At 41.3% G+C, this 14,046-nt stretch carries 13 protein-coding genes; all 13 read right to left on the reverse strand.

The window, feature by feature from the left end; genetic code table 11:
• Nucleotides 1-222: 222 nt before the first annotated feature.
• Nucleotides 223-1,188 carry a glutathione S-transferase family protein gene (locus NCY30_RS13515; protein ID WP_250818809.1) on the reverse strand — a complete coding sequence of 322 codons (966 nt, stop codon included), beginning with the start codon at nt 1,186-1,188 and terminating at the stop codon, nt 223-225.
• A gap of 144 nt (nt 1,189-1,332) precedes the next feature.
• Nucleotides 1,333-2,091 carry an amino acid ABC transporter ATP-binding protein gene (locus NCY30_RS13520; protein WP_006428365.1) on the reverse strand — a complete coding sequence of 253 codons (759 nt, stop codon included), beginning with the start codon at nt 2,089-2,091 and terminating at the stop codon, nt 1,333-1,335.
• Nucleotides 2,088-2,831 (reverse strand): amino acid ABC transporter permease, encoded by a 744-nt coding sequence (locus tag NCY30_RS13525; protein WP_055193440.1) that lies wholly within the window; start codon nt 2,829-2,831, stop codon nt 2,088-2,090. Before NCY30_RS13525 ends, NCY30_RS13520 begins: the two co-directional genes overlap by 4 nt.
• A gap of 33 nt (nt 2,832-2,864) precedes the next feature.
• On the reverse strand, nt 2,865-3,740 hold the full coding sequence (locus NCY30_RS13530; protein ID WP_055193442.1) for a transporter substrate-binding domain-containing protein: 876 nt from the start codon (nt 3,738-3,740) through the stop codon (nt 2,865-2,867).
• A 70-nt stretch (nt 3,741-3,810) separates the two neighbouring features.
• Nucleotides 3,811-4,242, reverse strand: coding sequence for a GNAT family N-acetyltransferase (locus NCY30_RS13535; RefSeq protein WP_006428362.1), 432 nt, complete (start codon nt 4,240-4,242; stop codon nt 3,811-3,813).
• Nucleotides 4,243-4,278: 36 nt separating this feature from the next.
• Nucleotides 4,279-5,316 (reverse strand): glutathione S-transferase C-terminal domain-containing protein, encoded by a 1,038-nt coding sequence (locus NCY30_RS13540; protein WP_055193444.1) that lies wholly within the window; start codon nt 5,314-5,316, stop codon nt 4,279-4,281.
• 54 nt (nt 5,317-5,370) lie between these two features.
• Complete coding sequence (locus NCY30_RS13545) at nt 5,371-6,405, reverse strand: glutathione S-transferase C-terminal domain-containing protein (protein WP_055193610.1); 1,035 nt, start codon at nt 6,403-6,405, stop codon at nt 5,371-5,373.
• 103 nt (nt 6,406-6,508) lie between these two features.
• Nucleotides 6,509-6,955 (reverse strand): glutathione S-transferase C-terminal domain-containing protein, encoded by a 447-nt coding sequence (locus tag NCY30_RS13550; protein ID WP_006428359.1) that lies wholly within the window; start codon nt 6,953-6,955, stop codon nt 6,509-6,511.
• Nucleotides 6,956-7,442: 487 nt separating this feature from the next.
• Entirely contained in the window at nt 7,443-8,024 is a 582-nt protein-coding gene (gene pdxT / locus NCY30_RS13555; RefSeq protein ID WP_055193446.1) for a pyridoxal 5'-phosphate synthase glutaminase subunit PdxT, read from the reverse strand.
• A gap of 1 nt (nt 8,025) precedes the next feature.
• Nucleotides 8,026-8,901, reverse strand: a complete 876-nt coding sequence (gene pdxS / locus NCY30_RS13560) for a pyridoxal 5'-phosphate synthase lyase subunit PdxS (protein ID WP_028086810.1) — start codon at nt 8,899-8,901, stop codon at nt 8,026-8,028.
• A gap of 180 nt (nt 8,902-9,081) precedes the next feature.
• Entirely contained in the window at nt 9,082-10,494 is a 1,413-nt protein-coding gene (locus NCY30_RS13565; protein WP_022415479.1) for an APC family permease, read from the reverse strand.
• Between the two features lie 15 nt (nt 10,495-10,509).
• On the reverse strand, nt 10,510-12,558 hold the full coding sequence (locus NCY30_RS13570) for a CocE/NonD family hydrolase (RefSeq protein ID WP_055193448.1): 2,049 nt from the start codon (nt 12,556-12,558) through the stop codon (nt 10,510-10,512).
• A gap of 23 nt (nt 12,559-12,581) precedes the next feature.
• Nucleotides 12,582-13,856 carry an MFS transporter gene (locus NCY30_RS13575; protein WP_022415481.1) on the reverse strand — a complete coding sequence of 425 codons (1,275 nt, stop codon included), beginning with the start codon at nt 13,854-13,856 and terminating at the stop codon, nt 12,582-12,584.
• Nucleotides 13,857-14,046: the final 190 nt, after the last annotated feature.

The raw sequence follows: 14,046 nt of genomic DNA on the forward strand, positions 1-14,046 counted from the left end.
ATATAATCCTGCTCATACATATATTTCACTCCTCCGATTATTAAATCATTCCAAAACTGGATGTTCCGAAATTTTAATACTAGTGTATCTCCGAAAAATACTTTCTCTAAAATATTATACATCCCGGTATCTTCCCGTGTACACTTTTATATCACAAAAAGCTGTCTGGTTAGCATACCTTCATAACCTGACAGCTTTTTTATTTTTCTAATCTCTTATATTTTATTTTTCTGAAAACTTCTCTCTCCCATGTGGAAGCAGCCATGCTTCTTCATCCGGTCCCTTTACAATGATCTGATGAATGTTTCCAGGATTGCAGTCAATGTGATAATGCTTTTTGATTGCCGCAAAATCTGTCGTATCCCCGAATCCCGGTGTCTGATACAGGTCTCTTGCATAAGCCCACAGATTATCATAATCTCTCAGACGCTTCTTATTCACACGAAAGATATTATGATAAGCCACATCGAATCTTGCCAGTGTTACATATAACCGGACATCCGATTCTGTAATCTTATCTCCGAACAGATATCTTCTGTCGGCCAGTCTTTCCTCCAACCAGTCCAGACGGTTGAATACCATATAATAAGCTTCCTCATATGCCTCCTGGTTTCTCGCAAATCCTGCTTTGTACACTCCGTTATTTACTTCTCTGAAAATGATATCATTCAGGGCATCGATCTCTTCCCGTAACTCTTCCGGATAAAGATCCGGAGCTCCCGGTTTGTGATATTTCTTCCATGCAGTCTCAAAATACAGTGTCAGATGAAAGTAATCATTATTTACAACTTTCTTCGTCTTCAGATCAACCAGTGCCGGTACGGTAAATCTTCCCTGATAATCCGGGTCTGCGTTTAAATACACTTCGCTGATGTAGTGGATTCCAAGTACCGGATCTACGTCACCTTCATCCAGGGTAAATGCCCAGTCGCTTCTTGATACATTCGGACGCTTTGGGTCTGCTTTTCCGACACTGATCACATCCTCCAGTCCCAGTAATTTTCTCACGATAATACTTCTGTGCGCCCACGGGCATACCGGTGCCCAGAGAAGTCTGTATCTACCGGCTTCTACCGGGAGTTGTCCTTCTTCTTCTCCGAATGGTGTATCAAACCGGTTCTTCTGACGCACGAATTTTCCACTTTTATCTACTTCTTTTCCGGTCCATTTATCTGATGATATTCTCATTCTTTTGTTCTCCTCTCGTATTCATTGTCTCCGAATCTATATCCGTCCGGCAGTCTACATTTTCTTTATCTGTTTTTATCCAAATGCTCATGTTCTAAATCTCCTGCTTATACACTAAGAACCTGCCCGCAGCAGGTTCTGTAACTAGATAGAATATTCCGGTTCCACCATACGGTTGATCTTTGCAAAGAACTCTCTCACACGATCACTCTTTGGATGATTGAACACTTCCTTCGGAGGTCCGTCCTCGATGATCTTACCATTCTCAAGGAAGATAACTCTTGTTGCAACATTCTTTACAAAGTTCATCTCATGAGATACTAAAAGCATTGTATATCCTTCATTCGCTGCCTTCTTGATCGTATCCAGTACTTCTCCTACAAGCTCCGGATCCAGTGCAGATGTCGGCTCATCGAGAAGTAACAGTTCCGGCTCCATTGCGAGTGCTCTTGCGATCGCAACTCTCTGCTGTTGTCCTCCGGATAAATGTGCCGGATAATGATTCGCCCATTCCAGAAGTCCTACGTTCTTAAGCTGTTCTCTTGCGATCTCTTCTGCTTTTTTCTTGTCCATTTTCTTTACGATGATCAGGCCTTCCATTACATTTTCCAATGCTGTCTTTTTGGAAAAGAGATTGAATCCCTGGAATACCATGCTGGTCTTTTTTCTAAGCTCTACCAGTGACTTTTTATCACTGCGTGCCAGATCTACGCTCAGGTCTCCGATGCTGATGCTTCCGCTTTCCGGCTTCTCTAACCTGTTCAGGCAGCGTAAGAATGTTGACTTTCCGGTTCCGGATGGTCCGATGATCGCTACAACATCACCTTTGTTGATGTTCAGGTCGATGCCGTTTAAGACCACGTTATTATTGAATTTTTTGGAAATATTTTTCACTTCAATCATTGGTTCAATGCCCCCTCATCTGTCTGTATTGCCGGTGCATTCTCCGGTATGCGGATCTTCTTCTCAATCAGTTTGATTCCCTGCTCTACGATGATCGTAATGATCCAGTAAATGACCGCCAGAGATACATAGACTTCAAAGTAACGGTATGTACGTCCTGCGATGATCTTTCCTGCTGCCGTCATCTCTACAACCGCACAGACGAATGCAAGCGATGTTCCCTTGATCAGTCCGATAAAGGAGTTACCAAGTGAAGGTAATGCAACTACGATTGCTTCCGGAAGAATCACTCTTCGTAATGCCTGAAAATATGTCATGCCAAGTGCATTGGCTGCCTCGATCTGTCCCTTCGGTACAGATTCCAGTGAAGCTCTGATCACTTCTGCGTTGTATGCCGATTCATTAACTGCCAGTGCGATAAATGCATAGATGATCGGTGCCACGCCGTTGGCATTATAATTCGTTCCATATTTCAAATTGATGGCTTTTAAGATCATCGGGATTCCAAAGTATGTTACATACAACTGTACCAGTACCGGAGTTCCACGGATTACTGAAATATACAGATTGGCAATCTGTTTTAACACCGGGATCTTCTTCATCTTGATCAGTGCCAGGATCAGACCTAAGATCAGGCTGACGATCATGGCTACCACTGCCAGTTCCAGTGTCACCGGCAGATAGGTTAACAGATCCGGTATCTGTGTAAATACCATCTTAATATCAAATAAATTACTCATGCTGATTCTTCCTTTCTGGATTCCAGACTGATGTTAGTTTGGTGTTTTTTCAAACTGATCATCTTCCGGAGCTGTATCCTGTCCGAAATATTTCTGGCTTAATTCTGTAAGTGTTCCATCTTTTTTCAGTTCTTTTAACTGCTCATCTACTTTGTCTCTGAGTTCTTCCTGATCTTTCGGGAAAATGTAATAAGCATAGCTGTTATCTGCGATTGCTTTTGCATCTTCATCAGAGATCTGATTAGCAACTACATCATAGTTGTATTCTTTCTGATATGCGTTGTACATTGCCACATCAATGATTGCAAGATCTGTTGTTCCATCTTCGATATGCTGTAATGTGATTGCTGTATCTGCATCGGTATAAGTAATGTCGATTTTCTTATCCGGATTCTTTTCATTCCAGTTCTCGATTGCTGTTGTAACACTGACACCGGACTGTCCTTCAAAGGATTTTCCTGCTGCATCTGCAAATGTTTTTACTTCCGGTGCACCTTTTTTGGTAATGAATACATATCCGATTTTGTCATATGGATAAGAGTACAGATAAGATTTCGCTCTTTCTTCATTGTATGAGAAGTTATTGACTCCGATCTGATAGGTTCCGCTTGTAACTCCGGAGAATACAGAAGGGATATCTGTTACTTCAATCTGAAGATCATATCCGTCTAAACGGTCAAAGACTTCTTTTAATACTTCGACATCATATCCTGTTGTCTCATTGTCATCTCCTACATAGGTATAAGGCTTTACATTCGCTCCGGTTCCTGCTTTTACTGTTACCGTCTTCGTTCCGCCGGAACTTTTGCTGTCACTTTTGGAAGATCCGGATCCTCCGGCACATCCGGTTGCCAGTACTCCAAGTGCTACAGTGATTGCTGCTATACTTACCAGTTTATTTCTTTTCATAATACATTCTCCCTCTTTATACTTTATTCGTTTCTCTGCTTTTCATCTCTATTTTTCTGTCCCCTGCAGGTTACAGCTGTTTTTCCGTCATGATACACTGGAATGCTCCGGTTCCTGTAATCTGCTTTGGATCTGCCACATAACCAAGTTTTTCATAGAATCCAACTGCTTCGGTTCTGGAGTTGATAAAGATCTTTTTCACACCGCGTTCTGCAAACCACTCTTCTGCCGCAGTGATTGCCGCTGCTCCATAATGCTGTCCGCGGTATTCCTTAAGTGTTGCGACTCTTTCAATCTTTCCGGTATTTTCATCCAGCTGATGCAGTCTGCAGGTCGATACCGGATGGATTCCATCCAGCACCAGTATGTATTCATCGCCTGCCTTATCTTCACCGAATTCCATCTCCAGTGACACACCAAATCCATTGCACATGGCCTCAGTCCTCACATAATGGACTCCTGCGATCTCCCATTCTTTATCTGTTACACGGATTGCTTCCATCGGTTCTTCCTCCTGTTTTTTGTATCTGTTTTCTGCCTATTTTTCTGCTTTCCACTTATGAGCCGGATCCTTACTTAGTGCTTCTCTTCCGGTTGGCTGGCTCCAGATTGTATCCCAGTCCGTCTCCTGTACAACAATGTCGTAATATACATTCTCCCAGTAATCTTCCGGTGCATGCGTAAGATCCTCAGATGCTGCGAAATCTTTGAAATATGTATTGTGTCTGAATGCCGGGATCTGATACAAATCTCTTGCATATGGCCACAGGTTCTTGTAATCTACCAGTCTGTGTACGCAAGGTCCGATATTTCTAGAATAGCTGTAGTCAAATCTTGCAAGTGTTGTATACAGGCGGATGTCACTGTCTGTAATGTAATCTCCGAATAAGAATCTCTGATTCTCCAGCCGTTTGTCCATTGCCTCAAGTCCTGCGAAGAATGTCTCATAACCATCTTTGAATGCCTGTAAACTTTCTGCGAACTGTGCACGGTATACAGCATTATTGACATTTTCAAACAACCATACATTCAGCTTATCGATCTCTTCTCTCAATTCTTCCGGATATAGATCCGGCGCTCCTTTTTTATGTAACGGCTTAAATGCTGTCTCGAAATGATTCGTCAGATGGTGGTAATCGTTATTTACTACTTTTTTCTCTTTGTAATCTACCAATGCCGGTACGGTAGTTCTTCCTTCATAATCATCATCTGCGTTGTAATATAATTCACTTAAGAACTGTGCTCCCGTCTCCTTGTTAATATGATTCGGTGAGTTTACGAATTCCCATCCAAGTGGTTTTTCATAATCGCCCCAGTCTACGATTTCAACTTTGATTGCCTTATCAAGTCCGAGTAACTCTCTTGCGATCGATGCTCTGTTGGACCAGTTGCATCCTTTTCCCCAGAATAAGATATATCTGTCTGCTTCTACCGGGTTTTCTCCTTCTCCGAATCCTTTTGTGAAATGATTCGGCTGTCTGTGAAAGTTTCCATATTCATCTATTTCCTGACCAGACTCTGTAGGTCTGACTCTGATCTGTCTTCCGTTTACTTCATAATATTCATGTTCTGCCATCTTACGATTCCTGCCTTTCTGTATTGTTCTTCTATATCGCTGCTGTATATTTTCTTAATCCTGTTTTTCTGTTCTGAATTTATTACCCGGATCGCTGCTGAGTCTTGCTCTGTTATGAGGTGCTCCCCAGTATGCATCAAAGTCAATCTCATCTAAGAATCTTGCATTGAATGACTCGAATGTTCTTCCCTGTTTCTTGTTATCCGGGTTTGCAAAATCTTTAAAATATGTATTGTTCTTGAATGCCGGAATCTGATATAGGTCTCTTGCATATGCCCACAGGTTCTTGTAAGTGAACAGTGGATGTTTGGTGTGTCCGAGCTGATGTGTATAACGGATATCCAGTCTTGCAAGTGTTACATAAAGTCTCACATCACTGTCTGTTACATAATCTCCGAATAAGAATCTTCGGTTCTCCAGTCTTTCTTCCAGCAGATCCATTGCCGCGTAGAAAGAATTGTATGCATCCCAGTAAGCTTCTTTCGATCTGCAGAAGGTTGTCTTGTATACTCCGTTGTTGATGTTATCGAACAGCCAGTAGTTCATCTCGTCGATCTCATTTCTTAACTCTTCCGGATACAGATCCGGCGCATTCTTTTTATGGAATGGTTTGAAATCTACTTCAAAATAATTAGTCAGCTTATGATAATCGTTATTTACTACTTTTCCTGTCTTTACATCGATCAGTGCAGGTACGGTAGTTCTTCCTGTATAATCATCGTCTGCTTTGTAATATGCTTCACTTAAGAACTGAATATCCAGAACCGGATCTACGTTATCTTTGTCATATACGAATTCCCATCCAAGGTTCTTTTCATGATCTGCATGATCTACCATATTCACGCTGATCGCTTCATCTAATCCAAGAAGTTCTCTTACAATAGAAGCTCTGTTAGACCAGTGGCAAAGCTTTGCCCACACCAGTCTGTATCTGCCTGCTTCTACCGGATTCTTTCCTTCTCCGAATCCTTCAGTAAAATGGTTTGGCTGGCGGACAAAATATCCGTTCTCATCTACTTCTGAAACTGTCTCTACCGGACGAACTCTAATCTTTCTTCCATTTACTACTTCATAATCAAATTCTGCCATGTCACTGTCTCCTTTTTTCTGACTTTCTTCTATCTTTTCTTCTGTTTTATTCGAACAGATCTGTAGACAAATGCCGTTCTCCTTCTTATCGATACTGTATATTCTAAGCAAATTTCTCTGCTCTGTTGTTCGGTTCATTCCAGTAACTTTCATCCGGTCCAAGTCCTACGATCTGGTATGGGTTTTCTTCTTTGGTTCCGAGAAGTTCTTCTTGTTTGATCTTTTCGAAATCTGCAAATTCTTTATACTCCGGAATGCTGTATAATTCTTTTGCGTAATTCCAAAGGTTGTCATAATCCCTCAATGCCTTTCTGTTCAGTCTCTGTTTGAAATAATAGACTGCATCGAACCGGATCAAGATGTCGTATAATCGCTTGTCTTCCTCTGTAATCTCATTTCCTTCCAGGTATCTGTTGTCATTCAACAACTTTTCCAGATTATCGAGGATCTGAAATACATGATCATATGCTTTTTCATACGCTTCCTGCTTAACTGCTTCGCCGGCCGCTTTTATTTCTTTTTGTAATTCATCAATCAGTTTTACTGCCATTTTCGAACTCCTTTCATCGTGTCCGCCTATCTGGATATAATAAAAGCGGATACATCCTGATATCGTGTACCCGCTTCTTCTTATCTCTATCTTATCTCAGGTAACATGATATGCATGATTAACAAGCTGTATCCATCATCGACATCATACAGCAACAACACATCATGTTCTTTTTGCTTGTTTCTACATATCTTCTTACCATCGCTTTGTTCTCCTTTTTTGTATTTTAGTTTTCCTATCTGTTTGATATGTTTTGTATTATATTCATATATTTCCTATTTGTCAACTATGTTTTGTGGATTTTATTTGTTTTTATTTTTGTACAATTTTAACGTGGTAAATTATTTTCTCTTAAAAATGAAGACAACAAGCGCAAAAAAGGGGATGTAAAAAAACTCAATCGAGTTTTTTACATCTCCTTTTCAAAAACACAGTACTATCCTATTACATAAAATGTCGTTCCGTCTTCATATTATAAATGACGTTTCTATACAGCCTGTGCCTTGCTTCCTTTTATCATTTCTACAAAATATGCATGCACACTTGTATCATCATTCAGTTCCGGATGAAACGCAGTTGCAAGCTGGCTGCCCTGTCTTGCGGCCACAACTTTTCCATCTACTACGGCAAGTATCTCTGCCTCTCCGTAGACATCGTCAATATACGGTGCACGGATGAATGTCATTGGAATCTTTCCAATTTCTTTCATCTCATCTTCTGTATAAAAGCTTCCAAGCTGTCTTCCATACGCATTCCGCTTTGCCAGAATATTCATCGTACCAAAACATGGAACTCCGTCTTCCACCCGCTCTGCCAAAAGGATCAGTCCGGCGCAGGTTCCGAATACCGGAAGCCCGTCTTCAATCTTCTGTTTCAATGTATCGTAAATGTCCAGTTCGATCAGAAGCTTTCTCATAACGGTACTTTCTCCACCCGGAAGGATCAGACCATCAAAGTGACGGTTCAGATCTTCTTTTTTCCGGATTTCAAAATGTTCCACGCCCAGGCGGTCCAGCATCTGTCCATGCTCTAAGAATGCTCCCTGCATTGCCAAGATTGCAATCGTCATCTTACTTTCCTCTTTCTGCCATTAATAATTCAATTTCCTGTTCGTTGATTCCTACCATTGCTTCGCCAAGATCTGTCGAAAGTTCAGCGATCAGTTTTGCATCTGTGTAGTTCGTAACTGCTTTCACAATAGAAGCCGCACGTTTTGCTGGATTACCTGACTTAAAGATTCCGGAACCTACAAATACACCTTCTGCTCCAAGCTGCATCATCAGTGCCGCATCTGCAGGTGTCGCAACTCCGCCTGCAGCAAAATTTACGACCGGAAGCTTTCCATTTTCATGAACATATTCCACAAGATCAACCGGAACCTGTAACTGTTTTGCTGCTTCGAATAATTCATCTGCTCTTAAGTTCTGGATACGGCGGATCTCCGCATTCATGGCTCTCATATGACGTACTGCCTGAACAACATCTCCGGTTCCCGGCTCGCCTTTTGTACGGATCATGGATGCACCCTCTGCGATACGGCGGAGTGCCTCGCCGAGATCTCTTGCACCACATACAAATGGTACTTTGAACTCTTTTTTATTAATGTGGTAAATGTCATCGGCCGGTGAAAGTACTTCGCTTTCATCGATATAATCAATCTCGATTGCTTCCAGGATCTGCGCTTCTACAAAATGTCCGATTCTGCATTTTGCCATAACCGGAATGGATACCGCTTCCTGAATGCCGCGGATCATCTTCGGATCGCTCATGCGGGATACGCCGCCTGCCGCACGGATATCTGCCGGGATTCTTTCCAGTGCCATGACTGCACATGCACCTGCTTCTTCTGCGATCTTTGCCTGCTCCGGAGTTGTTACATCCATGATAACTCCGCCTTTTAACATCTGTGCCAGCTGCTTATTTAATTCATATCTGTTCTCTTTCATAATTCCTGTACCTTTCCTATCTGTTTTCTGTGAATTTTCTTTGAGTCTTATCATACGCTCATCTGGTATTTTTTAAACAGCCAGTTTTCATGTTTTTGTGCATGCCAATTTTGCATAAAAAAGACCTTTTGAAACCCAACGTTTTCAAAAGATCCTTTTTAGCCTTCTCTTTAATTAAAATCATTCTATTTCAAATGTCTTATTTTTCAAGCCCGAACGTTTCCACAACCACAATCCAGACACGATAACTAATAAACCTCCGCCTATCATTTCAACTTCATAGACTACATTTTCTTTAAAAGTTGTCATAACCGGAAGTGCCGAGCACACAATCGCAATCACGCAGATTACCAATTCCATATACCCAAGAAAGCATCCCCACTTTTTATTTTTTGTCATCTGATACAACCCAGGTTTATCAACCTTTTTCCGTTTAATTTTAATATATGCCGCAAACAAAAGAACATACGGAAACAACGATGTCAACGCGGTCATAGTAATTAATACATTGTAAATCGTTTCAACTGCCGGGAAAACTGCCACGCCTGCAAGCAGCAGAGAAACAAGTATCGCCTGAAATAAAATCGCCTTCTCCGGAATGTCATGCTCATTTTTCTTCGTAATCTTCTCCGGAAAGATTCCCGGTTCAGAATATCCAAACAACATCTTTGTCGGTTGCGCAATATACAGCACTACCGCTCCAAATATCGACAAAGTAATTCCAAATGCTACGATCTGAACAAAAAATTGAGGAACTTCCAGGAGATTGCAGGCAATTACTAATGCATCCAAAGTCCCTGTATACGCAAAGATTTCTGACGTCGGCATCAGCATTGTCATACATACCGAACCAATCACATATAATACGCAGATTGTTCCGGCAGCAATCATGATTGCTCTTGGATAATCTTTCTGAGGATTTTTCATTTCAGAAGCGAAGTTTGCTGTAAATTCAGCTCCTGTATACGCAAATGTAATTCCCGAAATTGCAACCAGCGAATTCATATTTAGCTTAGGGGTCAATGTTGCTATCGTATACTCAGATGCACTTGGTGCCTTTTTGAACACTACCACTGCCAGAATTGCCATACCAATCAGACACACCGTCGGTACCACCGAACCCAGCGCACCTACACTGGTAAAGTATTTTCCAAATTTCATACCACGCATACTCGCAAACGACAACGCCCAGAAAACAACCAACGACATAATCAATACTAGTATTTTGTTATCTGCAAGTTCTGGTTTCCCAATCATGTAAGTAAAATTGATTGAGAAAAATGTCAGAAAAGATGCATACCAGAAAATAAGTGCCGTCCAATGCATCCAGGATACTAAAAATCCATATTTTGTTCCGAATGCAATTTTAACCCAGTCATTCAGACCTCCATCTGTAGGATATGCTGTTGCCAGTTCCGCACACATCAGCGCCTGCGGCACAAAGAATATCAGCATAAATATGATCCACATCGGGATTGCTCCCAACCCCAGGCCAAAACTGTCTGAGGTTGATTTTGCAATCCAGCGGATTCCATAAAGGGCAGATACATTCATAAGCACAAGTTCCCAGAATGTAATACTTTTTTCTTTCAATCGCCTCGCCCCTTTTTAAATTCCATTTCTCTTTACTTTGTAGTCATAATCTCTGTGGAATACATGTTCATCATTAATTGATGCATCCATGTGTCCGGTAATATAGAAGTTATCTTTATCAGCAGTCTGAGTAACAACGATATCACAATCTGTCAGCCATCCATCACGGCCGTTCTTCATCTTCTGCGTAATAGTATATTTGGCTGACAACGGATCTTTGTTGCTCATCGTCAGTTCTCTCTTGAGGTTATGTTCTACTACCGTTCCAATATCATCAAAGCGATAGATACCCTCTCCAAACACTCCACCAACACCGTTTGTAATAGATGTCCATGAATCCGTGAGCAGATCATACTCAATTGTACGGTCTACACGACCAGGTGATAATGTTGTCATCGGAGTAAGCGGCGCACATCTGGCTTCCATATTCGGACCTTCCGCATCTTTTCCTGAGAACATCGGTAATGCAAATTTAGCAGTAGACAGATCCAGTTTTAATGTTGCAAGCTCCGGTGATGGCCAGATCATTGGCCAGAATGAGTTTGCAATAGAAAGTCTGATTCTGTGTCCTTTCGGGAAGTTATGTCCACACACATCCAACTGTACTTTTGCTTTATATGTCTTACCTTCTTCAAGGTATACCACCTTATCATGCCCCTCTAAATGCGTCAGATTCATAAGTCCATAAGAAACTCTTGTTGAAGCTCCATCCGGATGGATATCACTCAGCTGAGCATACATAAATGCATTTGGCTTATCGCAGGTAAACTCTACCTCAAATTCCGGATATCCAAGAATCTCTACTTCTTCCTCTAATATATCCGAATCAAATACCATTGCCATTCCATCATCTACTCTCATGTCTGCCGGAGACTCCCCGAGAACACCTGCTCCCATCCACTCATTTGCCAGGAGTCCGTGATTTGGAAGTGTGCAAAGATCTACGATTTCTTTCTTTGTATTTGCTTCATCCTGAAGATGTCCGTATGTCATAGAAAGTGTTTTCATAGCAACATCTTTTGACGGCCATCCGTCCAATGCAACCCAGCGTCCATCACTAAGCGGATGTACAGTTTCTGGTTCCATGCTGTCTTCCAACCACACCTGTACCATCGGGCAGTCTAATGTGTCGTTATCAACACCTTTCAGCCATTTATCCCACCATTTTGTAGCTTCACCAAGGAAATCAATTGCCGGCTGAGGCATTCCGTCATGAGCAAATACATGTGCCCAAGGTCCGATCAGTGCTTTTCTCGGAACACTTAATCCTTCCATCAAAGTTAATACACTGTTTGTATAAGAATCAGCCCATCCATCCAGTGCAAATACAGGAACTTTAATATCGTCATAATTCACACTTACAGAGCCGTGTTTCCAGTAATCATCTCTTGTCTGATGTTCCATCCAGTTAGCCGGCCAAAGTGGCATTTCCTCCAAACGTTTAACAGACTCTTCTTTCCATGTATCCGGTTTGATCTCCGAATCAATCGCGCGGCACATGTATGCCAGCATAATATTGCCCCACCAGAAGTTATCATTCAACAGGCATCCACCTTTATAATGAATATCCTGTGTATATCTGTCATCAACAAATCCTACACAGATGATCGCTCTTAATCCTTTTGGCTGTCTTGCCGCAACCTGCAATGAGTTAAACCCACTCCATGATTTTCCCATCATTCCGACATTTCCGTCACACCATGGCTGCTCGGCAATCCATTCGATGCATTCTACCGCATCATCCTGTTCCTGTTTCAGGTATTCATCATAGAAACACTGGTCAGACTCTCCTGCTCCACGCATATCTACGCGAACTACGTTATATCCCATACCTGCAAAGAAACCATACATCGGTTCATCTCTTCCACGCATTCCATCTCTCTTACGATACGGCTGTGTCTCAAATATTGTAGGAACCGGTTTATCTGTCTTAGGATGCCAAACACGCGCCGAAAGGCGGCAGCCATCAGACATTGTAATCCATTCGTTCTCGATCACATCCCACTCGTAAGGAAATTCATCTCGCGCCATTACTCTTTTTACTGTTGATTCTACTTTAGCCATAATTTAACCCTCCTTCTTTTTTATTATGCTTCTGTAGCATCTGCTTTTTTCTTTCCATACTTTTTTGTCCAGATAATCGCAACGATTAATCCAATCACGCCCATCGCGATCATATACAGGAAATTCAGGTGATATCCCTGATATCCCGGATAAGTATCTAACAATTTACCTGCGATTGTATAACTCAAAACTTCCGGCAAATATCCAAATGTGGACGCCATACCAATTGCAACTCCTCCTAATTCCACCGGAATACCACCTTCTGAAATAAACGAGAAGTACAGACCAAAGTTTATAAACATACCTGCATATACCAGCACACAAGCCGCCACAACCAATATCATTCTGCTATCCGAAGCCATTTTGCCTGTAACGTCCATGATAACCACACCGGCGATCATCAAAATATAACCAACAATCATTGTATGGCTTCTTCCGAATTTATCTCCGGAAAATCCACCAAGTGTTGCCGCAAACGGACGGATGTACTGAGACATAACCGTTAAGATTGCTGCGATCACGGCTGTAACTCCGATGATATTACTTGCATAAGGAGTAAAATAATATGATGACATATTAAAAGTATAACTTGTGTACATCATGATAATAATCAACCACATAACCGGCATCTTTAACACTCTGATAATATCTTTAAATGAAACAGTGCTTGAAGTTCCGTCTTCTTTAACGGTCTCAGGCTCCTTCAACAGGAAAATAAAGATAATACCTACAATCAACGGTGCCAACGAATAGAACCAGATAATTCCTTTAATTCCGAGAGTCGGCATTGCCTTTCTCTGAAAAATTCCAAAAATCGCTGTTGCCACTGCAAGATGTGCCGCATTGAATACACCTCGCCCACCTTCAAAGGTTCCATAAGCACGGCTTTGTTCCTCCTCAGTTGCCTGGATTCTGACAATCTTCATAAGCGCAGGCCAGAAAGTCAAAAGAGATGTAACACCCCATAATCCATAGATCACTACCAATGCATAGAAATTATTAACAAACAAATGAAGCAATCCACCCAAACCAGTTGCAATCATCGAAAAAATAAGCAGTTTTTTCGCTTTGATTTTATCGGCCAATACTCCACCGATAATATAAGAAAATACACCCAACACGCCGTAAGCACTTCCTAAAAGTCCCATCTGCGTATTAGTCAAGTGATACATTGCCTGATACGTATCATAGTAATATGATCGAAAATATGGCAATCCATAAATAATTGAGCCGGCAAAAGATAACAAAAGAATGGTTCCTATATTCTTCTTGTATCCTACTTTTGCTTCCTTAGACATAATCTCCTCGCCTCCATTCAGCTTTATAACGTTTTATGAGTACTCTTTTCATTAATAATTATTGCACATTGATAATCTATTCACAAATTTATCTAGTTTCTTCATTCGACAATAATTTTTACTATTATTTTCATTATACGAAAATTCTATTTAGAAACCGCAGCATCTGTCTATTACTTTTCCTATTTTT

It is taken from the genome of Dorea sp. MB18-49 (genome assembly GCF_023669465.1).
GTDB classification, from domain to species: Bacteria; Bacillota; Clostridia; order Lachnospirales; family Lachnospiraceae; genus Dorea_A; species Dorea_A longicatena.

Excerpts from the sequence above, each read along its gene's own strand:
- NCY30_RS13515 (WP_250818809.1), bottom strand. The coding sequence starts at position 1,188 with ATGAGAATATCATCAGATAAATGGACCGGAAAAGAAGTAGATAAAAGT.
- NCY30_RS13520 (WP_006428365.1), bottom strand. The coding sequence starts at position 2,091 with ATGATTGAAGTGAAAAATATTTCCAAAAAATTCAATAATAACGTGGTC.
- NCY30_RS13525 (WP_055193440.1), bottom strand. The coding sequence starts at position 2,831 with ATGAGTAATTTATTTGATATTAAGATGGTATTTACACAGATACCGGAT.
- NCY30_RS13530 (WP_055193442.1), bottom strand. The coding sequence starts at position 3,740 with ATGAAAAGAAATAAACTGGTAAGTATAGCAGCAATCACTGTAGCACTT.
- NCY30_RS13535 (WP_006428362.1), bottom strand. The coding sequence starts at position 4,242 with ATGGAAGCAATCCGTGTAACAGATAAAGAATGGGAGATCGCAGGAGTC.
- NCY30_RS13540 (WP_055193444.1), bottom strand. The coding sequence starts at position 5,316 with ATGGCAGAACATGAATATTATGAAGTAAACGGAAGACAGATCAGAGTC.
- NCY30_RS13545 (WP_055193610.1), bottom strand. The coding sequence starts at position 6,405 with ATGGCAGAATTTGATTATGAAGTAGTAAATGGAAGAAAGATTAGAGTT.
- NCY30_RS13550 (WP_006428359.1), bottom strand. The coding sequence starts at position 6,955 with ATGGCAGTAAAACTGATTGATGAATTACAAAAAGAAATAAAAGCGGCC.
- pdxT (WP_055193446.1), bottom strand. The coding sequence starts at position 8,024 with ATGACGATTGCAATCTTGGCAATGCAGGGAGCATTCTTAGAGCATGGA.
- pdxS (WP_028086810.1), bottom strand. The coding sequence starts at position 8,901 with ATGAAAGAGAACAGATATGAATTAAATAAGCAGCTGGCACAGATGTTA.
- NCY30_RS13570 (WP_055193448.1), bottom strand. The coding sequence starts at position 12,558 with ATGGCTAAAGTAGAATCAACAGTAAAAAGAGTAATGGCGCGAGATGAA.
- NCY30_RS13575 (WP_022415481.1), bottom strand. The coding sequence starts at position 13,856 with ATGTCTAAGGAAGCAAAAGTAGGATACAAGAAGAATATAGGAACCATT.